The sequence below is a fragment of the Acidovorax soli genome, assembly GCF_014207955.1.
Classification (GTDB): domain Bacteria; phylum Pseudomonadota; class Gammaproteobacteria; order Burkholderiales; family Burkholderiaceae_C; genus Acidovorax; species Acidovorax soli_A.
Window position 1 is genome coordinate 18,500 of record NZ_JACHLK010000011.1, and the last position, 24,454, is coordinate 42,953.

Here is a 24,454-nt window from a genome sequence, read left to right on the forward strand (position 1 = left end):
TCCTGCCCCTCCCAGCTTTCCCCGTCTATCCGTTCCTTCTCGCCCTCTCCGGCACCCACCCACGGCCACCGGCCGCATGAAAGGCAAGCACCCGCATGACCACCCAACGCCGCTCTACCCACCTGCACCCCGGCCTGCACCCCGTGGCGCGGGCCAGCATGGCGCTGCTGCTGGGGCTGGCCTGCGCCACCCCGGCGCTGGCGCAGAAGGCCCAGTCCACCACGTCCAGCAGCAGCGCCGGCAAGCCCAGCCGCGCCCAGCTCACGGCCGAGCTGGCCGCCACGCTGCAGGCCTGCTCGTACGACGGCAGCCCGGTGGCCTTCTCCCCGCCCGATCTGTCCAAGGGCGGCAGCACCGGCAAGGAGGTGGTGGCCGAGATCATGAAGTACACCGGCCTGCCGCCCAACTTCGTGGTGGTGGAGGGGCAGGTGCCCAACGCGGCCGCCGTGATCATGCAAGGCCCCGACAAGGTTCCGCGCCGGGTGATCGCCTACAACCCGGCCTTCATGGGCGATGTGATCCGCGCCACCAAGGCCAACAACTGGGCTCCCGTGAGCATCATGGCGCACGAGATCGGGCACCACCTGTCGGGCCACACCATCGTGCCGGGCGGCAGCCAGCCCCCGATCGAGCTCGAATCGGACAAGTTCAGCGGCTTCGTGCTCTACAAGATGGGCGCGCCCCTGGCCGATGCCCAGCGCGCCATTGCCACGCTGATCCCCGAGCAGGACGGCCAGACCCACCCCGGCCGCCGCAAGCGCCTGGCCGCCATCGAGGCCGGGTGGAAACAGGCCTGCGAGCTGCAGGGCGGCAAGGACTGCGCAGGCGGCACAGCACCCGCCGTGGCCGTGGCGGCCGCGCCCTCCACGCCTTCCGCCCCCGCTGCTCCCTCCGCCCCCAAGGCGGCCCCGGCGCCTGCGCCAGCCCCCGCTGCGGCCACCGCACCCACTCCCACGGCCAAGCCTGCGCCCACAGCCCTGGCCGCGGCGGCCGAGACCTTGCCACGCCCCGATGCGCAGGCCCTGCCCTCCAAGGGCACGCAGTTCATCTACGACGAGTTCGGCTTTCTGGAGCCGGCCCAGCGCGCCAAATTCGAAAAGCAGATGTACGAGCACGCCCAGGCCGTGGGGGTGGAGATCGTCACCATGCTGGTCAAGGACCTGGGCGGCCTCACGGCAGAGCAGTACGCCTGGGCCATGATGCGCCAGCTGCGCGTGGGCAAGCTGGACGTGGGCAACGGCGCGGTGCTGGTGGTGGCCCCCAACCAGCAGCAGGTGGGCGTGGCGCTGGGGGCCGGCGTGGCCCTGGAGATGGGCGGCAGCGACAAGGCCGCCCAGCTCAAGCGCTGGATGGATTCGGCCTGGAAGCTGTGCCAGTCCAAGGGCAACTGCGGCAACTGGACCGAAAACCTGATGCTGGCGGCCGACCACATCCGCCGCGACACGCGCCACTGGGACTGGAGCATTGCCTACAACTCGCTGGGCGACATCCAGAAGGCAGCGGCCGAGGAAAACGGCAAGCCCTCGGCCGACCCCAAGCAGAGCAAGGTGTGGCGCAAGGTCGTCCGCCTGACCGGCACGGTGGAAAACCTGGCCCCGCAGCCCGGCAACAAGGCCGCATGGGTCAACGAGCCCAAGCTCGATGGCGGCAAGAAGAAGGCCGTGCTGCTGCGCAGTGGCGAAGGCCTGACCACCATGCTCTATGTGGATGCGCACACCGAGGCCCTGATGCCCGGCGGCAAGCTGCAGCAGGGCAAGACCTATGCGCTGGTGGCCCGGGAGTCGGGCCTGTCGTGGAATCCCAAGGACACCCAGTCCCTGGACCTGCTGAGCTACGCCCTGGCCGAATGATGGCGCGCACCGCCCCCATCCTCCCCCGGCTGTGCGCCGCACTGCTGTTGCTGCTGGCCGGGGCGCAGGCCACAGTGCACGCCCAACAGCCCACCGCGCACCACTGCGGGCGCACGGCAGCGCACCCCATCGATGCGGCCTACGTGGCCGCCATGGAGCGCAGCGGCGGCGTGACCGCCGACATGCGCGACGCCCAGTCCACTGCCTACGCGGCCTGGGACAAGGAGCTCAACCGCCTGTACGCCCAGGTGCTCAAGGCCGCAGGCAGCGCGCGGCGCGACAGCCTGCGCGCTGCGCAGCGCGCCTGGCTGGCGTTCGACAAGGCCCAGGCGCAATGGGACATGGCCGTGCATGCCGACCAGGGCAGCTCGGCCGCCCTCAACGTGGCCGGCGCTGGCCTGGCGCGCCTGCGCGCGCGGGTGTGCGACCTGGACACCGACCTGCAGGCGCTCAAGGACAGCCCATGATGCGCCGCCATGCGCTGCACCAGGGCATGCGAGTCTTGCTGGCCGGGATGGCGGGCCTGGCCACGGGCGGGGGCCGCGCCCAGGGACCACACGCCCACGGCGGCAAGGTCTGGCTGCGCGTGCGCAATGACAGCGACACCCCTTTCGAGCATGTGTGGCAAGGCTGGCCGCAGCGCGGCACCGATGTGGACCTGGGCCCCCTGCAGCCCGGGCAGACCAGCCGCTGGCATGGCTTTCCCGCCGAACTGCCGCACTACCGCAAGACCCGCATCCAGCTGCCGGACCGCCAGGTGACGGACGTGATCGACAGTGCCTTCCCCGCCGGGCGCAAGGCATTGGCACCGGGGTACTACACCCTCGCCTACTCGGGGAGCGGCAGCCCGGGCCTGCAGCTCAGGCTGATCGAAGACCCGGGGCCGCGCTGACGCCGCCCGGCTGCTCACCCCGCGCCAGCCGCACCGCAATCGCATCGAGCACCGGCGGCAGATCGGCCACCGAGTCGATGACATAGTGCGCGCCGGCAGCGCGCAGCCTGGCCTCGGCGGCCGCACGGCGCACGGCCTGCTCGGCCGGGCCCAGGGCCTGCCATTCGGCCAGGGGCAGGCCCATGGCGTTGCCGCTGACGGCCAGGCCCACGGCCCAGGTGCCGGCTGCCAGGCCTTCCTGCACGCCGACCTCGGTGTCGTCGACCTTGACCACGGTGGCGGGCCAGCAGATGCCCAGGTCGGCAAAGCACTGCCACATCATCAGCGGTGTGGGCCGGCCGGTGGCCTGGTCGCCGGCGCAGACCAGGTTGTCGGGCACATAGCCGCCCTGGGCGGCGATGGCGCTCACCACTTCCATGATGGGGCGGTTGTAGCCCGTGGTGGAGCCGACCTTGAGGCCGCGCGCGCGCACCGCGGCAATGGCGTCGAGCGCGCCGGGGATGAAGTCGCAGAAATCGGGCACGACGGCGGCGTTGAGCGGCGTGAACACTTCGTAGAGCTGGTCCACATCGGCATCGGTCAGGGGCCGGCCATACTTTGCTTGCCATTGCGCCGCCACCTCGGGCAGGCGGCCCAGGGCCTGGATATGGTCCCACTTGGCCATGCCCATGGGGCCGCGCGCCTGGGCGATGCTGAGGGTGATGCCGAACTGCTCGAACAGGCGCACGAAGGCGCCCATGGGCGCGCAGGAGCCAAAGTCAAGGATGGTGCCGGCCCAGTCGAAGACGACGGCGCTCAACTGGTCGCGCGCGGACGATACGGCGGGGACGGACGGGGTGGTATTGCTCATGGTTCTGAAAAAATGCAATCTGAGACGGTGGCTTACCAGGCGTTGAACACATCCTCGGCAATGCCGAAGGCGGTGCTGGCGCCGGTGCCGCTGGTGACCAGCACCACGCGGGTGGCGTCGTCGGGGGCGTCGATCAGGCAGTCGGTGCTGGCCGACGAGGGGTAGGTGCCGACCCAGCGCGCGCTGACGGTGGCTTCGCGCAGTTGGAGGGTTTCACGCAGATGGCGCAGGATGAGCGCGTCCACGCGCTCGCTGGCAAAGGGTTCGGGCGCGGCGCCGTAGTGGTGCGAGTCGCCCACCACGAGCGAGCCGTCGGCGCTCTGCACCACGATGAGGTGGATGCCGTGGTCCAGCGATTCGCCCTCTTCGCGGCGCATCTGCGTGAGCAGGGGCGCGGCCTCGGGCAGGCGGCTGTAGCCGTGGTAGCGCACCAAGCTCAGGTCGGCCATCACGGAGCCGGGCAGCTGGAAGCCCGGCTCGGGCACCACGCGCAGCATCTGCAGCTGGCACAGGCGCAGATCGTGCGGCGCCAGGCGCTCGGCGAACAGGCCATGCAGCTCGGTGTTGGTGCACACGGCCACGCGCTCGGCATGCAGCACGGCGCGCGAGGTGCGCACGCGCGGCGTGGCCACTTCGAGCACGGCCTCGCCAAAGCGGAACTGCACGCCATGGGCCTCGGCCAGCCAGCGCGCCAGCAGGCCGATGGCGGTGCGCGATTCCACGCGCATCTCGTGCGGGCTGTAGAGCACGGACTGGGCGCCCTCCAACCGCAGCGCGGGCGCGCGGCGCGCGGCCTCTTCAATGCCCAGCAGTTCGCAGCCCTCGGCCATCTCGGTGCGCATGAAGGCTTCGAGCACGGTGTGCGCCAGCGGGCGGAAGGCGCTGAGGTACAGGCCGTGGTGCACGGCCGCTATGCCGGCCTGCGGCGCCACATCGCCCCAGACCTCGCGCGCACGCCGGGCCCGGCGCCAGGTGTCGCCCGCACCCTGGCCGGTGACGGTGATGAAGCCGAAGTTGCGGATGGAGGCGCCCACGCAGGCGGCGTCGCGCTCCACCACGCAGACCTTGAGGCCGCGCTGTGCGGCGGTGTAGGCATGGGCCAGGCCGACGATGCCGGCGCCGACCACGATGAGGTCGAAATGGTGTTCAGAAGAATGCTTGGTCGTCATGTTGTCTCGGTGGCAAGAGAATTGCGCGCCAGCCGCAGCACGGGCCAGGCGCGTGCCTGGGCCTCGGCCAGCAGGCGCGGGTCGGGATCGACCACCACGGGGTGGCCCACGGCCCGCAGCAGGGGCAGGTCGTTGATGGAATCGCTGTAGAACGTGGCGCCGGCCAGCGCGGCATCGGCATCCGAACCACGCGCAGCGAGCCAGGCGCGCAGCCGCTGCACCTTGCCCTCGCGCATGTTCAGCGTGCCTTCGGTACGGCCGGCCAGGCGGCCGTCGGGCAGCAGCTCCAGCTCGGTAGCGATCAGGTGCCCGAAGCCCAGGGCCTGTGCGCTGGGTTCGGCCAGGATGCGGCTCGATGCCGTGCTGAGCACCAGCACATCGCCAGCGGCGCGGTGGCGCTGCACCAGGGCGTGGGCGGCCTCGGGGATGCGCGGGGCGATCACGCTGGCGAACCAGCCGTCCAGCAGCGGCTGCCATTGCTGCGGCGTGCGGCCGGTGAACAGCGCGGCGTAGAAGCTGCAGAACTCCGCAGGCGCCACGGTGCCGGCGTGGTAGCGGCGGTCCATGTCGGCATTGCGCTCGGCCATGGCGGCATCGAGCAGGCCCTGCGCGCGCAGCCAGGCCAGCCACAGCACCTCGCTGTCGCCGGTGAGCAGGGTGTTGTCCAGGTCGAAGATGGCAAGACGGGGTTGCATTTCAAATATCTACAGTGCTGTGTGCGACCCATGGGGCATGAAACTGGCGCGCCCAAGGCAAGTGCTCCCGTGCAAGGGCCGCCCCGCCGCACCGGGAGCGTCCCCCTCCCGACTCGCGCAGCGAGACGAGAGAGGGGGAAGGCGCGAAGCGACTCAGGGGGTGCTTCATCTCTCGGGAGCGCGCCAGGCCTGGGTGCGCTTGTCGACCAGCTTGCCCAGGCCCAGGTACAGCAGCGTGACCACGGCAGAGGTGGCAGCAATCAACACGGCCATGGCGGCGGCGGGGCCGGTGTCGCCGGCTTCGTCGAGGTTGAGGATGGCCAGCGAGGCCAAGCGCGTGTCGGGCGAGTACAAAAACACCACGGCCGAGATGGTGGTCATGGCGTTGATGAAGAAGTAGCGCGACACATCGAGCAGCACGGGCAGGCAGATCGGCAGGGTCACGCGCCAGAAGGTGGTGTACTGCGGCACCTTGAGCGAGGCCGAGACGGCTTCGAACTCCGCGTCGATGGCCTTGAGCGCGGTGACCATGGTGATGTGGCCCGTGGTGTAGAAGTGCACCACGGTGCACAGCACCATGAGCGGCAAGGTCTGGTACAGCGCGTTCAGCGGATTGCCCGGCGCGTTGAAGAAGAAGATGTACCCGAGGCCCAGCACCAGGCCGGGCACGGCCATGGGCAGCGTGGCCAGCAGGCGCACCACGGGTCGCAGCGCGTCCATGCCGCGTGTCTTCTCCAGCAGGTAGGCGCCCACGAAGACCACCAGCGTGCCCACCACGGCGGTGCCGGCGGCGAGCTTCAGGCTGTTGAACAGCGCGGTGGACACGCCCGCATCCACCAGGCCGGCCACATAGTGGTTGAGGCTGGGGGTGAGGTTGTAGGGCCAGAACTTGGCGAACGAGGCGAACACCGCCATGCCGAACATGGCCAGCACCAGGGCGGCAATGGCCAGGCAGTACAGCAGCATCAGCGTGTCGAAGCCGCGCCGGGGCCGGGGCACCAGGGCCACGGCGCGCGCGGTGAGCGTGGCGGTCTGCTTGCGCTGCACCAGGGCATCGACGCCAAAGGTCAGCACCGCGGGCAGCAGCAGCAACAGGGCCACCACGGCGCCGCGCTGAAAATCCTGCTGGCCGATGACGAGCTTGAACACGTCGGTGGCCAGCACGTTGAAGTTGCCGCCCACCACCTTGGGGATGCCGAAGTCGGTGATGACCAGGGTGAAGCAGACCAGCGCGGCCGAGATCAGCCCGTACTTGGCGCCGGGCAGCGTGATGGTGAAGAACTTGCGCACCATGCCCGTGCCCATGGCATCGGCCGCCTCGTACAGGCGCGCGTCGGCCAGCGACAGGGCCGTGACCAAAATCATCAGCACATGCGGAAAGGTGGCAAAGCACTGCGCCAGAACGATGCCCGAGGCGCCGTAGATGCCGCTGAAACCCAGGCCCTGCCAGAAGTCCTTGGCAATGCCCTGGTTGCCGAACCAGTAGATCATGGAGATGGCCGACAGCAGCGAGGGTGCCAGCAGCGGCAGCAGCATGGTGCTGCGCAGCAGGCCCTTGCCCGGCATGCAGCTGCGCGTGAGCGCATAGGCGAAGGTGAAGGCCAGCGGCAGCACGATGGCCGTGACCAGCAGCGACACCCAGACACTGTTCCACAGGCTGCCCAGCAGCGCGGGCGATGCCAGGTAGGAGGTGAAGGCCGCCAGCCCCGCGGTGGCGCCGTTGCCCTGCAGCGACTGCGAGAGAATGGCCACCAGCGGTGCCAGCAGGCCCAGCACCAAGAGCAGCACCACGGCCAGCAGACCCGCGTGGGCCACACGGTCGCTCCAATGCAGGCGCTGGCGCAGTGGCGGGGCGGCCACGGGCAATGCCATGGCGTTCATGCGCCCTCCCCTTCGGATGCTTCGGATTGCGCCGCAAACACGCGCAGCCGGTCCATGCGCAGCGCAAAGCGCAGCTGTGCGCCCTCGCGCACGCCGAACTCGTCCATCTGGTTGAGCGAGTACTGCAGCTGCAGCGGCTGGCCCGGCAGGCCGTCCACATCGACCTCCACCAGGCAGTTGCCGCCCAGGAACTCGGTGCGCAGCACCCGGCCCGTGCACAGGCCCGGGGTGTCGTCAGGCAGCGCGCCGACCACGCGGTCCTCGGGCCGCAAGTACAACTCCACCGGCCGGCCAGCGCGGAAATCGGCGCCCGCGCCGGGCGCGCACTGCAGGCGCTTGTCGCCGCAGCGGAACCAATGGTCCCCCTCGGCCACGGCCTGCAGGCGGTTGACCTTGCCGATGAAGCGGGCCACGAAGGGCGAGGCCGGCTCGCGGTAGACCTGGGCCGGCGTGCCCACCTGCTCGATCACGCCATGGTTCATGACCACGATGCGATCGGCCACGGACAAGGCCTCCTCCTGGTCGTGCGTGACCATCACCGTGGTCACGCCCAGCTCGCGCTGCAGCGCGCGGATCTCGTTGCGCAGGTGCACGCGCACGATGGCGTCGAGCGCCGACAGCGGCTCATCGAGCAGCAGCAGCCCCGGCGAGGTGGCCAGGGCGCGCGCCAGCGCCACGCGCTGCTGCTGGCCGCCGGACATCTGCTCCGGGTACTTGGCGCCGCTGCCGGGCAGGCCCACCAGGGCCAGGAGCTCCTGCACGCGCGCGGCAATCTGCGCACGCGGCTGGCGCCGGTTGACCAGGCCGTAGGCCACGTTGTCGGCAATGCTGAGGTTGGGGAACAGCGCGTAGGACTGGAACACGATGCCGTAGTCACGCCCGGCCGGCGGCAGCACGGAGATGTCGCGCCCGGCCTGGTGGATGCGGCCGGCGGTCTGGGTCTCCAGCCCGGCGATGATGCGCAGCAGCGTGGTCTTGCCACAGCCCGAGGGGCCCAGGAAGCACACGAACTCGCCGCGCGCGATCGCCAGGTCGATGCTTTCCAGCGCCGTGAAGCCGCCATAGCGCTTGTGCACGCCATGCAGTTCCAGGTAGGTGTCGTTGCGCACGGCTGCCTTTGCGGGGGGCAGATCCAGGCCGTTGGCGCCGTAGGCCTCTCGGGGGGCGAACATCACTTCTTCGCTTCGCTCTTGGTGTCGTAGCGGCGCGTCCACTCGGCCAGCACGCGCTCGCGGCTGGTGGCCGACTGCTCGAAGTCCATCTTGATCAGGCGCGCCTCGTAGTCGGCCGGGATGTGGGCCAGCTTGGGCGCCACGCCGGGCTGCGCGGTGATCGCGAAGTTCTTGCCGTACAGGATCATCGCGTCCTTGGACGAGGCCCAGTCGGCCAGCTTCTTGGCGGCATCAAGCTTCTTCGTGCCCTTGTAGACGGCAAAGCCTTCCAGGTCCCAGCCCAGGCCCTCCTTGGGGAACACCAGCTCGATAGGCGCGCCCTTGGCCTTGTTGGTGTAGCCGCGGTACTCGAACGAGATGCCGGCCACGAACTCGCCGGCCGCCGCCATGTTGCAGGGCTTGGAGCCCGAGTGCGTGTACTGGGCGATGTTCTCGTGCAGCGCGTCCATGTACTTCCAGCCGCCGCCCTTGCCGCTGTCGTCGCCCCACAGCTGCAGCCAGGCCGCCACGTCGAAGTAACCGGTGCCCGAGGAGGCCGGGTTGGGCATGACCACCTGGCCCTTGAACTCGGGCTTGAGCAGGTCCTTCCAGGTGGTGGGCAAGGCGATGTTCTTTTTCTTGGCCTCGACGGTGTTGAAGCACACCACGGCGCCGAACACGTCCATGCCCCACCAGGCGGGGACCTTCTTCTTGTCGCGGTACTGCGGCATCAGCGCGTCGAGGTTGAGCGGCGCATAGGGCTCGAGCATGCCGCTCTTGTCGAACAGGGCCAGGCTGGAAGCGGCCACGCCCCAGATCGCGTCGGCCTGGGGGTTGGCCTTCTCAGCGAGCAGCTTGGCGGTGATGACGCCGGTGGAGTCGCGCACCCACTTGATGGCGATGTCCGGGTGCACCTTGTTGAAGGCCTCCTGGTAGGCCTTGAGCTGGTCCGTCTCGAGCGCGGTGTAGACCACGAGCTCGGTCTTCTGCGCATGGGCGGCAGCGGCAACAACCAGCCCGAGGGCTGCAGCGATGAGGTGTTTTGCAATTTGCATGGAAGAACTCCGGGTCAGAAAAGCGGCGAATATGCCGATGCGACAAGTCATCTTCATGACACATTGCTGATGCAAAATGCAGGCCAACCCGGTTGATTGTCTATTGCATATCGTAAATTGTAGACAATCTGCGCTCTGCAACGTACCATTGCACCCCATGGCGACACCCTCTTCCAGCACCCGCACCACCATTGCACAGCTTCAGGGCAATTCGCTGCCCAAGCTGGTGCAAAACGAGATCGAACGCATGATTCTGGACGGCGCCCTGCTGCCCGGCGCCAAGCTCACCGAGGCCACGCTGGCCGACCAGCTGGGCGTGTCGCGCGGGCCGGTGCGCGAGGCATTTCGCCTGCTCGAAGAAGCGGGCCTGGTGCGCACCGAGAAGAACCGCGGCGTGTTCGTGCGCGCCGTGCCCATCGAGGAGGCGCTGGAGATCTTCGAGGTGCGCGCCGTGATGGACCTGTACGTGGGCCGCAAACTCGCGCAGACGGCCACCGCCACCGAGGTGCGCGAGCTGCGCCAGCTGGTCGATGCCATGGACCAGGCCGTCAAGGGCGGCAACGCGCAGGACTACCACCGCTTCAACCTGCAGTTCCACGACCGGCTGCTGGAGCTGGCGGGCAATGCCAAGCTGGTGGCCACCTACCGCAAGCTGGTCAATGAGCTGTCGCTGTTCCGCCGCCAGAACCTGACCGAAGAGTCCATGGCCGTGTACTCGCGCGAGCACAAGGCCATCGTCAAGGCGATTGCCGCGGGCGACGCCGAGGCCGCCGGCCAGGCCATGCACGACCACGTGATGAACAGCCGCGAGCGCACGCGCCTGAACTACGAAGCCCGGCATGCCGATCCGGCCGCCGCACCGGGCGCGCGCCGCACGGTCGCCGCCTGAGCGGATACAGAGAGCACACCATGGCACTGACACTGGACGACATCGGCCAACTGTTCGCCCGCAAGGGCAGCGCGCAGTACAGCGGCGAGCCGGTCACGCAGCGCGAGCATGCGCTGCAGTGCGCCTGGCTGGCCGAGCAGTCGGGGGCAGACGACGAGCTGATCACCGCCGCCCTGCTGCACGACCTGGGCCATCTGCTCAACGACCAGGGTGAATCGCCCACTTTGCGCGGCATCGACGACCTGCACCAGTTCTACGCCCTGCCCTTTCTGCGCGGGCTGTTTTCCGAGCGCGTGCTCGACGCCATCCGCTGGCATGTGGACGCCAAGCGCTACCTGTGCGCAGTGCAACCGCACTACTACGAGAACCTGTCCGAGGACTCGCGGCGCAGCCTGCAGCTGCAGGGCGGCGTGTTCAGCGCCGAGGAGGCTAAAGAGTTCCTGGCAAGGCCGCATGCGCACGATGCGGTGCGCGTGCGCCTGTGGGACGATCTGGCCAAGCAGGCCGACTTTGCCACTCCCAGCATGGCCCACTACCTGGCGCGCGCGCGCCGCTGCCTGCGGGAGGGCGCCCCCGCGTGACGCTGGCGGCCCCCGTGGTTCTGGCGGTGCTGTTCGGCGCTCTGCTGCACGCGAGCTGGAATGCGCTCATCAAGTCGGCCACCGACAAGGAGCTCGACACCGCGCTGATCCACAGCCTGGGCTTTTTCATCGCCGCCCCGCTGCTGCTGGCCACCGGGCTGCCGGCGGCTGCGGCCTGGCCGTACCTGGCGGCCTCCAGCGTGATCCACATCGGCTACTACCTGGCACTGGCCGGTGCCTACCGGCATGGCGACCTGGGCCTGACCTACCCGGTGATGCGCGGCTGCGCGCCACTGCTGGTGGCATTGGGCAGCCACCAACTGCTGGGTGAATCGCTGTCGCTGCTGGCCTGGGCCGGCGTGGCGGCCATCTGCGCGGGCGTGCTGCTGCTGGGGCTGTCGCGCGCCAGTGCATCGCCGCCCGGACAGCGCAGCCGGGCGCTGCGCTTTGCGCTGGTGAATGCGCTCATCATCGCCGCCTACACCGTGATCGACGGCCTGGGCGTGCGCGCCGCGGGCGACGCCGGGGCCTACGTGGCGGCGCTGTTCCTGTTCGACGGCATTCCCTACCTGCTCGTGGTGCTGTACCAGCGCGGGCCGCAGGGGCGGCGCGCCGCGCTGGCCTACATGGCCGGGCGCTGGCGCATTGCCAGCCTGGGCACCCTGGCCTCTTTGGGCAGCTACGCCATCGCCCTGTGGGCCATGACGCGCGCGCCCGTGGCCGTGGTGGCGGCACTGCGCGAAACCTCGGTGCTGTTTGCCGCGCTGCTGGGCACGCTGTGGCTGCGCGAGCCTTTTGGCGCGGGCAAGGCGATGGGGGTCTGCACCATCGTGGCGGGTGTCATGGCCCTGCGCTTCGGCTAGCCAGGAGCAAGGCCCCTACGGCCAGGAACACCACCCACGACAGGTGCCGGCCGCGCGTGAAGACCAGTGGGAAGACGGCCGACACGAGCGCAGTGGCGCCAATGACCAGCAGCAGCTCGTCGCGGGACAAGGGACCATGGGCCAGCGCATACACCACATAGGCCAGGGCCCACCACGCCACCGTGGTCAGGTGCCAGGCAAAGCGCAGAGTGCCCACGGTGAAGGCCGTGCCGCCCAGCAGCCGGGGCAGGCTGTCGGCCCGGCGGAACAGGCGGATCAGGATATAGCGCTCGCCCAGGACGGAATGGGCAAGCCCGGTCAACCAGATCAGGGCGGCAGCAGTTACAAGCATGGCAGACATCTCGCAGGGAGTGCGGTGGATCATAGTTGCTTACGAAATCAGCCCCTGGCTTGAACCGAAGCGACATGGCCCGTGCACATAATGCCGGCGAAGGGATGGATTGCATACCGTCGCGACCATTGCAACTAGGAGGAATGAGACCATGAACCAACACCCGAACCGCATGCGGCGCAAGGCCTGGCTGCTGTGCGTGCCGCTGATGCTGGCCCAGACGCACCAGGCCGTGCAGGCGCAGCAGCAGGACCAGATCGTGGAGCTGCGCTCCAACGGCGGCTACACCTCGGCCCGCCTGGCCGACGATGTGACCCAGGTGGACCTGGCCGAGCAGGTGCAGGGCGCCTGCCGCTTCAACCGCACCTGGGGCTATGACCTGACCAACCGCGAGCTGTGGACCAACGACGGCTGCGGCGCGCGCTTTCGCATCACGCGCAGCTATGCACAGAACAACAACAACGGCGGCGGCAGCTCCAACAATGCGGGTGCCGCTGTGGCGGCCGTGGCGGCGATTGCCGGCATTGCCCTCCTGGCCAACCAGCACAACCGCGACGACGACCGCCGCCCCGACTACCCGGACTACGGCCACGGAGGCGGTGGCGGACGCGGCGGCGAGATCCGCGTGGACGGCCGCCTGTGCCTGGACGTGACCAAGGGCAACTTCCGCCCGGGCAATGCGCTGCAGGTGTTCGAATGCAATGGCACGGATTCGCAGCGCTTTCGCGTGGGCCGCGGTGGCGAGATCCGCGTGCGCGACCTGTGCCTGGACGTGGACCGCGGCGACCCGCGCGACGGCGCCCGCGTGGTGCTGTGGTCCTGCTCGGGCTCGCGCAGCCAGCAGTGGGGCACGCGCGGCGGCCAGATCGTGAGCCAGCTCAACGGCAAGTGCCTGGACGTGGTGGACGGCCGCGTGCGCCCCGGCAACCCGACCATGGTCTGGCAGTGCAATCGCAGCCCCAGCCAGCGCTGGTGGTGGTAAGACTGGAGGACCCGACCATGAAGAAGCACCATAAGCTCACCCATCGAGCCCTCCCCCTGCTCTGCGCGGCTGCCTGCAGCCTGGCGCTGGCAGCCCCCGCCATGGCGCAGAACAGCACCGGAGCACCTGCCGCCGCCCCCGCCAAGCCCGCTGCTGGCGCCCAGTCGCACCGCCCTGCGGGCAAGCGTTCGCTGGACGAGCGGCTGCAGGCGCGCTGCGCCGCCGCCGACATGGACCACGACGGCAATGTCTCGCTCGACGAGTTCCACCAGGACATCGTGCAGGGCTGGCACAGCCTGGGGCCCGACGCCAGCGGCCACGTCGTGCTGCTCGAACTGGCCCAGGTGCCCGGCATGGGCAAGGGCCGCGTGCGCCGCCTGGCCGCCACCGACAAGGACGGCGACGGCAAGCTCTCCTTCAAGGAGGTGGTGGAGGCGCGCATGGCCTACTTCGATGCCGCCGATGCGGACAACAACGACCTGCTGTCGGTGCAGGAGTGCGTGGCGTTTGAGAAGAAGCGCCGGGCCATTCGGCAATAGGCCCCCTTGCCGCCGAGTTTGTCAGTCAGCGCATAGGTCCCAACCCGACTGCCCGGGGTGGGCTCAACAAGCATGATTAAGACGCCTGAAGCGTGCTTCGGCGTCCTTCCATCTGCATCCCGTGCTGCTCAGCGCATCAGATGTGGACATTGCTCGAGATCGGCCCCTATGTTTCCGCTCCCCCGCTGTATCACCACCAGCAGATTGCCGTAGTTGTTGCCATAGAAGCGATGTGCATCGTTCACATAGAACGAGAGCGATCCCTCCAGACACTCCAGCCGCGACCGACTGTGCACATGCAGTGGATTGCTGCTGATGCTTGCCGTGGCCATCAAGGCAAACCAGTTGTGCTCCTGGTGTTTTTTCATGGACCCCAGCAATTTGGTGACGAAACCACCAGTGTCCCCCTGAGGGGCTGGCACCCTGCGATCCTTGTCGTACCAGGCGCGCGAAGCCGCTTCGGGAATGCTGATCCAGTACCCATCGTGCAGACCCAGAGTTAGACCGGGACCACTGTCCCCATCTTCGAAATGTGTCCCCGATTGCACAACGAACCAGCAGCGCTGACCGACCTCCAGCTTTGCCAACGCACGCTGCAGCCCGGGCCGCACACTCTTATCCTGCTCCCAGGCTTGCCCGGAGGGTGAGCTGGGCCGCTGCAGAACAACGTCGGCCCGGCCCAACTCCAGGCATGACTTCAGCGTGCGGATCGCCGGATGCTTCACACCCTTGAGGTTTTGCGGGTCTTCCGGGTCTTCGGCCAGCGACTCAAACGGCAAGGGCTGGTCGATGCGATGTTCCGTGAACTCATTGGACGCGCACCCGGCCAGCAATGCGCAGCCGCCAAGGGCCAGCGTGGTGAAGACGCCGTTCAGGCGGAACGAGGAGAAGGTGTTCGACATGGCGTTCACTTGGCAGAAGGGTCTTTGCAGGTCTTGCTGCTCGCGTCCCACTCTCTTACCTGGATGGCGGCAGACCCGACAGGGCAGCGAAAGTCACCTGTCTCACCGCTACCGGCAGAGAACGCCACCTCGCGCAGAATTGGAGGGTTGGCCAGCTCCTTGTCTGGCGCCACGCAAAAGGTGCCTGTGCGGCGCAGATCCAGATACCGGTTTTCATTGGGCCGAGGCGGCATCGCCACGCGGCGCTCGGCCACACTGGGGTGCATGCACAGTTGCCCAGCAAACTGGGCCATGGGCTCATGCACACCCGCGTCGCCACAGGCCGAAGGATCCCCTGCCAGACTGCATGCCTTGGCCTGGCCCAGTGCGTAGGCGGCCAGGTTGCGGTTCATGCGGTGGTAAATGGCCGACATCGCAGACTCCGGGTCGTGGCTGCTGCCGTAGGCGTCTTGTCTGACTCTGGTATCTGCCGGCAACAAGCGCTGCTTGGCCTCTATTCCTGCTTCTACATGGTTCAGCATGGTGACCATCCAGTTCAGGCTCAAACCCGACAAATCCGAACCTACGTATCCCCCACCCACGTCGGAATGGGCCCCCGGGAACCAAATCTCCTCAATAAGCTTGGGCTGCCCTTGCAGGTCGCTCGGAGCCACGGCGTCAGGCGTGCCTTCAGGGCAGTTGTCGTGGATCTTGGCCAACGGATCTGAGCGCCGGGGCAGGCGCTTGTTGCTCAGGAGATGCTGGCGCGTGACCAGCAGGGGCGTGAAGATCCATTCCCGGTTGTCGTCCAGTGACACAGCATGCAGCACGTTCTCAACGTTGTGCAGTTGGTCGCCATACCTTTGGTTGGGTTCATCGATATCGACATGCAGGGCCCGTATGTCGCCCTTGTGCAGAAGCCGTGCAGGCCAGCCGGACACACCGCCTCCCAGGGCGCCCACGGTGTCCCAGAGGCCGAGCACCGCCACGGGGCGGGACTGGTAGGCAGTGGATCCATCGGAGTTCAAGCCACCGCGCACGCGGGCTATCGTGCAGGGGTAGCGGCGATGGAGGAAGGCCTCGCGCATCTCGTCATACATCGCAGAGACGTACTGCACCTGCTCCGAGAAGGTCCGGGGCGTCACGCCTTTGGCCACAGTGAGCTGCGGCGGCTTGTCGGGCAAGCCTACATACTGCAGCATGGATGCCAGCACCCGTGCCTGGTACGCACCGCGGCTAAAACCAAAGATGTAGACCTGATCACCGGCCTGGTAGTTGTTGAGCAAAAAGTTGTACGCCAGCACCACCCTGTTCTGTGCTCCCAGGCCCAGGCCCGCGCCAAACGCATCGTTGCCCACGCCGACCCCTTCGACATACAGCGTGGACAGGTGGGGCTTGTCCTGCAACGACACCAGCGAATGCAGGCGCTTCACGTTGGTGCTGCTCTCGGCATCGTTGGCCGTACCATCGAAAAAGATCGCATGCGTCCTGGGTCCTGCACTGGTCGCCGTGCGTGCAGTGACTCCCGGTGCGGACTCGGCCCCGATACGAATCAGCTGCTGCTGATGGTAGATGCCGGAGCATCCCGCCAACGCAAGCGCGGTCACACCCGCCAGCAATGACTGGAGAAATCGTTTTGCAAGCATCCCATCCCTCTCATATGTATCTTTTCAGTTACATACTAGGACGCACTTCGCGGATCTGGCAAGCAAAGAATGGCACTGCCGCACGGTCGGCTCCGGTGCACAAGCAGCGCAGCCCTCAGGCTGCAAGCATCCCAACAGTTCAGGTCCGCGCTTTATCCCATCGCATGCACCAGCCCCCAGAGCACCCCCACCCCTGACAGCAGCGCGCAGGCCGCCAAGGCCGTGTCGCCCCAGGGCATGGGCCGGCGGCTGCCCCGGGCCCACAGGAAGGCGATGGGCAGCGGCGCCACGGCGACCGTGGCGGCACCCACCCAGAGTGCGCCGGTCCACCAGCCGATGAGCCCGCCCCAGACCAGGCCGAGCAGGCACAGGCCGAGCGCAGCGATGGGGCGGGAGATGTTCCAGGGCTCGCCCTGCCAGGCGAAGTCCGCCGGCGTGCCGACGGGGGTGTGCGCGGTCGCGGGCTTGCCAGCGGCCGTGGCCTGGGCATCGGCATGCCACAGAATGCCAATGCCGGCGGCCCCCAGCACCAGCCAGATGCCCATGCCGCCCGTGAACCAGTCGACCCACTGGGCCAGCGCCACGGCCGCCAGCAGGCCCAGCAGCAGGGGCAGCAGCAGGCGGCCATAGCACCGGTCGGCCAGGGTGGCGATGAATGCGGCCGGGGGTGTGGCGTCCATGGTGCGATCCGTTGTGGCCTCAGCCGAGGCTGGCGGGCGCGGAGGGCACGCCCCGCACCAGGGTGACCGCCGGCTGCGCGCTCTGCCAGAACGCGGCCTCGCGCACGGGCGCGCCCCAGGCGTGCAGGCAGTCGAGCACGGCCTCGCGCTGCAGGCGGTCGCGCACGCGGCGGGCGGTGTAGGCGTGCGTGGCCTCGCAGGGCAAGGGCTCGCCCTGCTGGAAGAAATCCCAGCGCGGCGCATCCTTCATGGCGCGCACGGCACGCTGCATGCGGTTGCCCGCGTAGGTGATGAATTCGTTGATGGGCTCGGCGTCCGCCATTGTGCTGCTGCGCACGGCCACGCCATCGTGGCCGAAGCGCTCGCACGCATACGACAGCACGAAATGGTCGCCCGAGCCCACACCTGGCATGACCGCCGTGAGCCCCGGGTCGCAGGCGGGCGACCACAGCAGCAGCGGCAGAGCGCCCCGCTGGTAGCCTTGCGCCGGAAAGTCCAGCGCAGTGTTCTCGGCGCGCAATGCCACCAGCGGGGGCAGGCCTGCGAACTGCCCGACCAACCCGTGCAAGGGCGTGCGCACCACCGAGAGGTTGAAGAACGGGCGTTCGAGAACAGGGGGCATGGTCGTCAAGGGCCTGCGCGGCGGGCGTGCCGCGCGCGCATCATGGCACAGCCGCGCCCCAGGCAGGGGGCGGGCTGCAGCAGCGCTGGCCAGGCCTGCCGCCACGGCCTCACCGGGTGGCCGTCTGCTTCCACCAGTTGGGCATGGCAGCCAGCACCTCGCCGCCGGCCTTGAGGCTGTTGGCCAGCTCCAGCGCGGCGCTGCCAGGGGCCGTGGCGATCAGGTACCAGTTGCCCATGGCTCCGGTGGCGCCCATGCGCTGGGTGACAGCCAGGCCCTTGGCCTGGGCCCAGGCGCGCACCTGGGCATCGCTCCAGTCGGGGGCGAACTTCACGAGCACGCCACCGGGCAGCGCCATGAGCCGGCCCGCGGGGGAGTTGCCCTCGCGGTACACGGGCGAGGTGTGCGTGCCCGCGCCCTTGGCCACGGGCTGGCTGGCGGGCTGCAGCTGCACCAGGGGTGCGGGGCTGGCGGCATCGCCCACGCTGCGCGCCTGGGTGTTGCTGCTGCCGGCGTCGGGGGTGGGGTTGATGATGGCGACCAGGCTGGTATCGAGCGTGATGGTGCGCTGGGTATCACCGTCGAAGTAGTGGGCTGTGCCAGCGGCCAGGGCGCCCGTGGTGAGGGCACCGGCAGCCAGGGCCAGGGCGGCGTGGCGCAGCAGGGAAAGGGAGAAAGTGGTGGTGAGCTTCATGGTGTGAGGCCTCGGCAGGGGTTCGGTGGAAAGGTGTGGCGTGGAGGACATGCCGGGCTCAATAGCCATAGGCCTTGATGCTCCAGGCCGAGACGCTGCCGGTCTCGCCCGTCTTGCCGTCGCGCACGGACAGGGTCCAGTTGCCGTCGGCCGCCTCGCCCATCAGGCGCACGATGCCGAAGGTGAAGCCCCCTTCGAGCGCGGCGCCACAGCTCACGGCATTGCCCGCCGTGTCCTTGCAGTCGCGCACCACCGACACCGTGCTGCGCGTGCCCGCGGGGCTGGTGAGCGTGATCTCCAGGTGGCCCACGTTGGTGTGGTTGGAGGTGATGGCCAACTCCACAAACTCGAGCTTGCCAATGCCGCTGCCCTGCAGCGTGAGGCTGCTGGTGGCGGCCGGGCCGTCGTCGGCAATGGCCAGGGCACTGCCCAGCGTGGCCGCCTGGGTGGCGGTCTTCTGCGCGGGCAGCAGCGACCAGCCGGTGGCGGCGCGCACGGCGGCCAGGGCGTCGATGGCGCCGTAGCCGTACTCATGGTTCACATGCAGGCCGCCGCCATTGGTCACCCAGCCGGTGTTGTTGGGATCGGTCTTGCGTGCGGTGCGGGCGAAGATGGCGCGCACATCGCGCCAGGTGAGTGCGGGGTTGGTCTCCAGCAGCAGCGCGGCCACGCCGGCGGCCTGGGGCGTGGCGGCCGAGGTGCCATTCATGCAGCGCGTGTAGTTGGGGCTGCCGGTGATGTCCTGGGGCTTGTTGCCGTCGTTGTAGCCGCCCGCGCCCGAGACATCGGTGGTGGTGGTCGTCTGCGTGCTGCAGAACTCGCCGCCATAGGCCGTGACCAGCACGTTGGAGCCGGGCTCGGAATACGAGGAGCGCTGGCCCTGGTCGTTCATCGCGCCGATGGCCAGCACGCCCTGGAAGTTGGCCTGGCCATCGTAGTCCGACCGGTCTTCGGGCGCACCGTTGCCGGCCGCCCAGGTGTAGATGGCGCCCTTGCCGCCGCGCCCGCTGGTGATGCCGGTGCGGATGGCATCGCGCCACAGCTCGTCGGCCGGGGCCAGCAGGCCGTTGCTGTCGGCCGCGCCGTAGCTGTTGGTGTAGATGTGGTTGCTGGCCAGGTCCTTGGTCACGGCGTCGGCACCGAAGGCCCCGGTGGTGGCCGCCAGCAGGTTGTAGCCCACCAGGCGCGCATTGAAGGCCACGCCCGTCACGCCCAGGTTGTTGTCGCCAATGGCCGCAGCCAGCCCGCCGCAGCTGGTGCCGTGCGAGCTGGTGGAGGAGGAGGGGTCGCCATAGCTGTTGGTGCGGTAGTCCCAGCTCTTGCCGGCCACCACGCGCAGGTCTTCGTGGGCGATATCGAGGCCGTCGTCGATCACCGCGATCTGGATGCCCGTGCCCGTGGCCAGTTGCCAGGCCTTGCCCACGTTGAGGTCTTCGCCCGCCAGCGCGGCCGGGCCGCCCGCGCCGCTCTGGCCGGTGTTCTTGAGGTGCCACTGGCGGCTGAACAACGGGTCGTTGGGCACCAGTGCGGCCAGCGGTGCGCCGCCGCCCACGCTGACCAGCCCGCCCAGCGTGATCACCACGTCATAGAAGGACTGGCTGCCCACGGTGAGCGTGGCAATGGTGAGCTGCCCGTTGGACGGGTTGAAGCTGTCGTAGCTGCGGTTGGGCCCCGTGGCGCTGAAGCCCAGCACACTGCCCACGGTGACGACGACGTTCTCGTACTTGTTGTCCCCCACCACCAGGCTGCCGATGCGCACCTCGGTGGGGCGGTCGGGGGACCAGGTGGTGGCCGCACCCGCCAGCCCGCAGGTGGCGGCCAGCATGGCGGTGACGAGGGCCAGGCGCGCAGGCCTGCGGATGGTGGATCGTGGAAGACGCATGGAAGACACCCCTGTTGGTTTGATTTGATGGCGGCAGGATCTTGGTTGCAGGTGCCGCTTGGCGATTATCAAAACCACTTTTGCTTTGCGCCAGCGAAATATGGCTGAGCGGTCGTCCACCCCGCAGCACAGCGGTTTGCTGGGCATGGCTTGCCCTGGGTTCATCTTCAAGTCAATAATGTTGACATGAAAAACCCTGAAGACAGCCTTTCCCCAGCCAGCACCGCTCCGGGCCCCACCGGCCTGCAGATCCTGCAGGCCATGCAGGCCGGCCGCATCCCGCCCTCGGGCATTGCCACCACCATGCCCATGCGGCTTACCACCGTGGAGCGCGGCCACATTGCGATGGAAGCAAGAACCTGTTCAAGGTCTTTTTGAAGCCGCGCAAGTCCCTTTTCGGGATGGGATGCAAGGCGCGGTGCGCAGTTGATAGCCCGGCTATCAACAAGCGCCGCAACGCCGCAGACCGCCCAAAAAGCGACTTGCCCTTCGGGTTGGAGTGAAATCGGGCGATTGGACGCCCCGGCTGCTTGCATGGGCATGAGCCCATGCGGCGCATCCGAAGCATCCACTCATCCCGATTGCACTCCAACGCGGCTGCAAAAAGGCCTTGAACAGGTTCTAGGCCCCGATGCCCGCCACCTGAACCCCGCCGGCGCCGTGCACGGCGGCTTTGCCGCCACCTGCCTCGATGGCGCGGCCGCGCTGGCCCTGCTCTCGGCCCTGGGGCCGGGCGCGCAGTATTCGACCGTGGATTTGAATGTGAAGTACGTGCGGCCGTTGACGGAAGGGCTTGTCTACGTTGCCACTGGCCGGCTGGTGGAGCAGACGCGCAGCCTGGGCATCTGCAGCGCCGAGATCCGCGGAGCGGATGGAAAGCTCCATGCGATGGCCTCGGCCACGCTGATGGTGAAGGCATGAAAGGCACCTGGAGCCGCCCCGGCTGCTAGCATGGCAGCACATACGCCCTTGCCTATTCGCCCCGCATGCAAAGCCCCACGGTTCCGTTTCGCCTTCCCGCTGATCGCCTGGCGGAGCAACTGGCGCAGTTCAATGCACGCGCGGAGGTGCAGTGGTTCGGCTTTGCGGGCGCCTTCCAGGCACCGGGGTCGGCGCTCATCACCTTCTCGCGCCTTGGCGATGGCCTGCAGGGCGGTGGCGGCACGGCGGCCATCAATGGCGGGGTGATTGCCGCGGGCTTTGACGCCGCCTTTGTGCTGGCCGGCCTCGGGCAGTACGACGCACCGGTCGTGGTCACGCTGGAGCTGTCGGTCAAGTTTTTGTCGCTCGCGCTGGCGGACAAGCCGCTGGCCTTTCAGGCGCATGTGGTCCGCTCGGCGAAGAACTTCTCGTTTGCCGAGGGCTTTCTCGCCCCGGTGGGTGCGGCAGCAGGCCCGCACATGGCGATCGCAACGGCCATGGTGGCGCCAGCGCGCTGAGCTAGCCCGTCGTCAGACCATGCGTGCCAGCGCGGTCATGACCTCGCGCCACGCCTCCTGCCCGTCGGGGGAGACGGTGCGCATGGCCTCTTCCATGGCCTCGCGCTCGTGGCGGGATGCCGTGGCCTCCACCTCGCGGCCGCGCTCGGTGAGCGACAGGCGTTTGGTGCGGTGCTGCACCGGGTCGCGCCGGGCCACGACATAGCCCTCGTCCTGCAAAAACTTGAGCGGCCGGTGCAGCGCCTGCTTGCTCACGCCCAGCAGTTCGATGAGCTGCCCGACCGAGATGCCCTCGGCCCGCGCCACCGCGTAGAGCAGCCGGTGGTGCACGCGCGACAAACCCTGCTCCGCCAGGAACGCATCGGCCTTGACCACCAGCCCGCGAAAGGCAAAGTGCATGAGCAGCAACGCCCCATCGAGCGGCTGCAGCGGGCGCATGCCGGCGCTGGCGGCGCGCGGCAGGTCGAAGGCGGGGTGGTCGGCAGGCTGGGCGGGCATGGGCGCAGTCTAACTACAGCCAGCGCCCGCAGGTTCACGGGCCGATGACATCCGCACCGAGCCCGCGCATCTTTCGCCAGATGAAGAACACCGCGTAGGCCGCCATGCACAGCCAGCAGGTGGCCACGAAACGCAGCACGAAAACGGCCTGAAAGCCTCCCCACCCCTTGAAATCCACGCTGGGGTTCATCTCGCTCGCCACCCAATGCACCAGGGCCTGCGCCAGCGGAAACAGAACCAATGCCCCCACCATCCACACCAGGGGGCTGTGTCTGCGAAACCCGAACCAGAGAAAGACAAAGCCCAGCCACTCCAGCACAAAGCCCATGGCGGGCAAGCCTGCGGGTTTGGGCCATGGCGATGCGTACCAGTATGCCGAACATGCGGCACTGGCAATGCCCAAGGCCATCAACAACAGGCAGCGGGCGGCAAGTACCCATGGCATACGGAGGACCTTCATCGTGGTGTGGATGCATCCAGCGTAGCGGCCCGGATTGGTCCTGTAGGCCATGGACTGCAGGAGAGGCCTGCGCCGCTACCGGCGGGCGCACCACAGGCTACCTGGCGGGTATCTGCTCGTACGCCACAGCGACGCCGGCTACCGCATCCTTCTGCGTGAACACCCGCGCGCCTGCATGGTGCGTGATGACCAGCGCATGGCCCGACGCCCACCGCACCTGCACCACCAGCCCGCCCGCGGCGCTGGTGGGCGCGGCACCGCGGTTGTCGTCGGCCGTGAAGACGTTGCCGGATTCGTTGGGCAGCGTCTCCTGCGCGCCGATGATCGACACCTGCGTCGAGAATCCCGTAGTCGCGCCGCAGTCGCGCTGGAAGACCACGCCCTTGTGGCGCTGGTCGGGCGACAGGGCTTCGGCAAGGATGGTGTTGCCGCACAGGCCGCCGAGCCCCTCCCAGACGGCATACGCGCCCATGGCGGTCAATGCCAGCACGACCAGTGCACCAGAAACCACAATGGTGAAGGCAGTGCTTGGGCGTTTCATGGGGCGGGTTGGGCGTGGGCAGCAATGTAGCCCAAAGCGGTAGGATGCCGGCCAGCCCCTCAACCGCGAGAGTCCTGCATGACGACGATGCGCACTGCCGATCACCCCCTGCCCGCCCTGGACTGGCCCACGCTGCTGCGCCGCGCACCGTTCTTCAGTGCCGCGCTCATCGATGCGCTGTGCGAAGGGGACATGCCGCCCGACACGGCGCCGCACCTGCGCGCGGTGGTCGATTTCGACGTGTTCGATGCCCAGGTCTCCAATGGCGGGGTGGACCAGTACTTTCGCAACGTGCTGCTGGCCATGGACGGCGACCCCGACCGGGTGCCCGCCTCCATTGCCCAGAACCCGGCGCTGGCAGGCGCCCTGCCCTTTGTCGAGGAGGTGCATGCCCTGTGGCACACCATCGCCCCAGCCTACACCGCTGCCGCCGACAGAGAGGACGATGAAGATGGCGAGGACGGCCCCGGCTGCGACGCCGTGCTGGCCCCGCATGCCGGGCACATCGAGGCGCTGCAGCAGCGCTTCTTTGCCGCCCACCATGCGATCCGCCAGGCGCTGGAGGCCGACATCGTGCGCGCGCCCGAACGCTATTTTTCCATCGAGGCCGTGCCCGGCCTGCGCGGCCAGGGCATCGAGCATGTGGTGATCGATGGCGGCGCGCACCGGCTGCGCTTTGACGATGGCTTCCCGGTGGGGCCGAATGTGCTGGAAAACGAAGACGGCAGCTGCGACGTGGTCTGGTTCTCGCGCGACCGCATGCTGCTGGAGGCCGAGACCTCGGGCTGGGCTGGCAACCGCGACCGGCGCTGGATCCACTACCCCAGCCAGGCCAGCGGCAGCTGGAGCTTCAACTTCAATGGCGAGGGCGAATCGGTGCGGCAGGACTCGCGCTCGCTCGGGCTCACGCAGCACGGCGTGCAGGAGTTTCTGGGCGCCGACGGGCGCGTGCAGAACTCGGCCGTGTACTGGCACGGGCAGGAGCTGCGCCAGGAGTTCTTCTACCCCGATGGCAGCCTGCAGCTGCTGACCGAACGCACGAGCGAGGGCGACGAGCGCCACCAGCGCCACTGGCCCGGCGGCCAGCCCCATACCGACAGCGTGCTGCAGGCCGCCGATGGCCGCACACGCTACACCCGCTGCCTGGACGCCGAAGGCCGCGACCTGGCACCCGGCGGCACCGGCAGGCTGGTGGAGCTGCTGAGCCTGGACGACGGCATGCGCCAATGGCGCGAAGGCACGCTGGTGGAGGGCTACCTGCACGGCCCGGTGGTGCGCATGGCAAGCCACCTGGACGGCACGGGCGCGCGCGAGACAGAGCGCAGGGAGTTCGACCACGGGCAAGCCCGGGATTGGTGAGCG

The 24,454-nt window shown here is 68.5% G+C and carries 28 protein-coding genes; 12 read left to right on the top strand and 16 right to left on the bottom strand.

Features of this window, described 5'->3' with window-relative positions; genetic code table 11:
- Positions 1–95 precede the first annotated feature (95 nt).
- Genes HNP48_RS23625 through HNP48_RS23635 form a run of 3 tightly spaced genes read left to right on the top strand, consistent with a single transcriptional unit; the run spans position 96 to position 2,742 of the window.
- Positions 96–1,850, top strand: coding sequence for a TPM domain-containing protein (locus tag HNP48_RS23625; protein WP_184861715.1), 1,755 nt, complete (start codon positions 96–98; stop codon positions 1,848–1,850).
- Positions 1,847–2,317 carry a lysozyme inhibitor LprI family protein gene (locus HNP48_RS23630; protein ID WP_221480319.1) on the top strand — a complete coding sequence of 157 codons (471 nt, stop codon included), beginning with the start codon at positions 1,847–1,849 and terminating at the stop codon, positions 2,315–2,317. Before HNP48_RS23625 ends, HNP48_RS23630 begins: the two co-directional genes overlap by 4 nt.
- Positions 2,314–2,742 (top strand): hypothetical protein, encoded by a 429-nt coding sequence (locus HNP48_RS23635; protein ID WP_184861719.1) that lies wholly within the window; start codon positions 2,314–2,316, stop codon positions 2,740–2,742. Before HNP48_RS23630 ends, HNP48_RS23635 begins: the two co-directional genes overlap by 4 nt.
- On the opposite strand, the gene phnX is transcribed toward HNP48_RS23635, so the two are convergent.
- From phnX to HNP48_RS23665, 6 genes are all read right to left on the bottom strand, one after another.
- Positions 2,711–3,592 (bottom strand): phosphonoacetaldehyde hydrolase, encoded by an 882-nt coding sequence (phnX, locus tag HNP48_RS23640; protein ID WP_184861721.1) that lies wholly within the window; start codon positions 3,590–3,592, stop codon positions 2,711–2,713. The genes HNP48_RS23635 and phnX overlap by 32 nt on opposite strands.
- A gap of 32 nt (positions 3,593–3,624) precedes the next feature.
- Positions 3,625–4,761 carry a TIGR03364 family FAD-dependent oxidoreductase gene (locus HNP48_RS23645; protein WP_184861723.1) on the bottom strand — a complete coding sequence of 379 codons (1,137 nt, stop codon included), beginning with the start codon at positions 4,759–4,761 and terminating at the stop codon, positions 3,625–3,627.
- The gene (locus HNP48_RS23650) at positions 4,758–5,456 is read right to left on the bottom strand and encodes an HAD family phosphatase (protein ID WP_184861725.1); all 699 of its coding nucleotides are present in this window, start codon (positions 5,454–5,456) and stop codon (positions 4,758–4,760) included. Before HNP48_RS23650 ends, HNP48_RS23645 begins: the two co-directional genes overlap by 4 nt.
- Before the next feature lie 165 nt (positions 5,457–5,621).
- Positions 5,622–7,337, bottom strand: a complete 1,716-nt coding sequence (locus HNP48_RS23655) for a putative 2-aminoethylphosphonate ABC transporter permease subunit (protein WP_184861726.1) — start codon at positions 7,335–7,337, stop codon at positions 5,622–5,624.
- Positions 7,334–8,509 carry a putative 2-aminoethylphosphonate ABC transporter ATP-binding protein gene (locus HNP48_RS23660; RefSeq protein ID WP_260420352.1) on the bottom strand — a complete coding sequence of 392 codons (1,176 nt, stop codon included), beginning with the start codon at positions 8,507–8,509 and terminating at the stop codon, positions 7,334–7,336. The genes HNP48_RS23655 and HNP48_RS23660 overlap by 4 nt, the downstream gene beginning before the upstream one ends.
- Complete coding sequence (locus HNP48_RS23665) at positions 8,509–9,543, bottom strand: putative 2-aminoethylphosphonate ABC transporter substrate-binding protein (protein WP_184861727.1); 1,035 nt, start codon at positions 9,541–9,543, stop codon at positions 8,509–8,511. The genes HNP48_RS23660 and HNP48_RS23665 overlap by 1 nt, the downstream gene beginning before the upstream one ends.
- Positions 9,544–9,700: 157 nt before the next feature.
- Between HNP48_RS23665 and HNP48_RS23670 the strand changes: the two genes are divergently transcribed.
- Genes HNP48_RS23670 through HNP48_RS23680 form a run of 3 tightly spaced genes read left to right on the top strand, consistent with a single transcriptional unit; the run spans position 9,701 to position 11,876 of the window.
- Positions 9,701–10,432 carry a phosphonate utilization associated transcriptional regulator gene (locus HNP48_RS23670; RefSeq protein WP_184861728.1) on the top strand — a complete coding sequence of 244 codons (732 nt, stop codon included), beginning with the start codon at positions 9,701–9,703 and terminating at the stop codon, positions 10,430–10,432.
- Between the two features lie 20 nt (positions 10,433–10,452).
- On the top strand, positions 10,453–11,013 hold the full coding sequence (locus HNP48_RS23675) for a phosphonate degradation HD-domain oxygenase (RefSeq protein WP_184861729.1): 561 nt from the start codon (positions 10,453–10,455) through the stop codon (positions 11,011–11,013).
- Positions 11,010–11,876: a DMT family transporter gene (locus HNP48_RS23680; RefSeq protein ID WP_184861730.1), complete on the top strand. Its 867-nt coding sequence runs from the start codon at positions 11,010–11,012 to the stop codon at positions 11,874–11,876. The genes HNP48_RS23675 and HNP48_RS23680 overlap by 4 nt, the downstream gene beginning before the upstream one ends.
- Here HNP48_RS23680 and HNP48_RS23685 read toward each other — a convergent pair.
- Positions 11,854–12,228 (bottom strand): hypothetical protein, encoded by a 375-nt coding sequence (locus HNP48_RS23685; protein WP_184861731.1) that lies wholly within the window; start codon positions 12,226–12,228, stop codon positions 11,854–11,856. The genes HNP48_RS23680 and HNP48_RS23685 overlap by 23 nt on opposite strands.
- 151 nt (positions 12,229–12,379) lie before the next feature.
- Between HNP48_RS23685 and HNP48_RS23690 the strand changes: the two genes are divergently transcribed.
- Positions 12,380–13,210 (top strand): lectin, encoded by an 831-nt coding sequence (locus tag HNP48_RS23690; protein WP_184861732.1) that lies wholly within the window; start codon positions 12,380–12,382, stop codon positions 13,208–13,210.
- Positions 13,211–13,227: 17 nt separating this feature from the next.
- Positions 13,228–13,749, top strand: coding sequence for an EF-hand domain-containing protein (locus HNP48_RS23695; RefSeq protein ID WP_184861733.1), 522 nt, complete (start codon positions 13,228–13,230; stop codon positions 13,747–13,749).
- Between the two features lie 128 nt (positions 13,750–13,877).
- Here the strand turns inward: HNP48_RS23695 and HNP48_RS23700 are convergent, their stop codons facing one another.
- The 6 genes from HNP48_RS23700 to HNP48_RS23725 all read right to left on the bottom strand — a co-directional run bounded on the left by HNP48_RS23700 (position 13,878) and on the right by HNP48_RS23725 (position 20,154).
- Positions 13,878–14,651: a hypothetical protein gene (locus HNP48_RS23700; RefSeq protein WP_184861734.1), complete on the bottom strand. Its 774-nt coding sequence runs from the start codon at positions 14,649–14,651 to the stop codon at positions 13,878–13,880.
- A gap of 5 nt (positions 14,652–14,656) precedes the next feature.
- Positions 14,657–16,276, bottom strand: a complete 1,620-nt coding sequence (locus HNP48_RS23705) for a DUF2235 domain-containing protein (protein ID WP_184861736.1) — start codon at positions 16,274–16,276, stop codon at positions 14,657–14,659.
- Positions 16,277–16,428: 152 nt separating this feature from the next.
- Positions 16,429–16,956, bottom strand: a complete 528-nt coding sequence (locus HNP48_RS23710; protein WP_184861738.1) for a hypothetical protein — start codon at positions 16,954–16,956, stop codon at positions 16,429–16,431.
- 19 nt (positions 16,957–16,975) lie between these two features.
- Positions 16,976–17,578 (bottom strand): hypothetical protein, encoded by a 603-nt coding sequence (locus HNP48_RS23715; RefSeq protein WP_184861740.1) that lies wholly within the window; start codon positions 17,576–17,578, stop codon positions 16,976–16,978.
- Positions 17,579–17,687: 109 nt separating this feature from the next.
- Complete coding sequence (locus HNP48_RS23720) at positions 17,688–18,272, bottom strand: hypothetical protein (protein WP_184861741.1); 585 nt, start codon at positions 18,270–18,272, stop codon at positions 17,688–17,690.
- A 58-nt stretch (positions 18,273–18,330) separates the two neighbouring features.
- Entirely contained in the window at positions 18,331–20,154 is a 1,824-nt protein-coding gene (locus tag HNP48_RS23725; protein ID WP_184861743.1) for a S8 family serine peptidase, read from the bottom strand.
- A 186-nt stretch (positions 20,155–20,340) separates the two neighbouring features.
- Between HNP48_RS23725 and HNP48_RS23730 the strand changes: the two genes are divergently transcribed.
- From HNP48_RS23730 to HNP48_RS23740, 3 genes are all read left to right on the top strand, one after another.
- Positions 20,341–20,532, top strand: coding sequence for a hypothetical protein (locus tag HNP48_RS23730; protein WP_184861745.1), 192 nt, complete (start codon positions 20,341–20,343; stop codon positions 20,530–20,532).
- A gap of 162 nt (positions 20,533–20,694) precedes the next feature.
- Positions 20,695–21,075, top strand: a complete 381-nt coding sequence (locus HNP48_RS23735) for a PaaI family thioesterase (protein WP_260420364.1) — start codon at positions 20,695–20,697, stop codon at positions 21,073–21,075.
- A 65-nt stretch (positions 21,076–21,140) separates the two neighbouring features.
- On the top strand, positions 21,141–21,593 hold the full coding sequence (locus HNP48_RS23740; RefSeq protein ID WP_184861747.1) for a hotdog domain-containing protein: 453 nt from the start codon (positions 21,141–21,143) through the stop codon (positions 21,591–21,593).
- Positions 21,594–21,605: 12 nt separating this feature from the next.
- On the opposite strand, the gene HNP48_RS23745 is transcribed toward HNP48_RS23740, so the two are convergent.
- Genes HNP48_RS23745 through HNP48_RS23755 form a run of 3 tightly spaced genes read right to left on the bottom strand, consistent with a single transcriptional unit; the run spans position 21,606 to position 23,092 of the window.
- On the bottom strand, positions 21,606–22,091 hold the full coding sequence (locus tag HNP48_RS23745; RefSeq protein WP_184861749.1) for a MarR family winged helix-turn-helix transcriptional regulator: 486 nt from the start codon (positions 22,089–22,091) through the stop codon (positions 21,606–21,608).
- Positions 22,092–22,125: 34 nt separating this feature from the next.
- Positions 22,126–22,602, bottom strand: a complete 477-nt coding sequence (locus HNP48_RS23750) for a hypothetical protein (protein ID WP_184861751.1) — start codon at positions 22,600–22,602, stop codon at positions 22,126–22,128.
- Between the two features lie 46 nt (positions 22,603–22,648).
- Positions 22,649–23,092: a hypothetical protein gene (locus tag HNP48_RS23755; protein ID WP_184861753.1), complete on the bottom strand. Its 444-nt coding sequence runs from the start codon at positions 23,090–23,092 to the stop codon at positions 22,649–22,651.
- Between the two features lie 78 nt (positions 23,093–23,170).
- On the opposite strand from HNP48_RS23755, the gene HNP48_RS23760 reads away from it, so the two are divergent.
- Positions 23,171–24,451, top strand: coding sequence for a hypothetical protein (locus HNP48_RS23760; RefSeq protein ID WP_184861755.1), 1,281 nt, complete (start codon positions 23,171–23,173; stop codon positions 24,449–24,451).
- Positions 24,452–24,454: the final 3 nt, after the last annotated feature.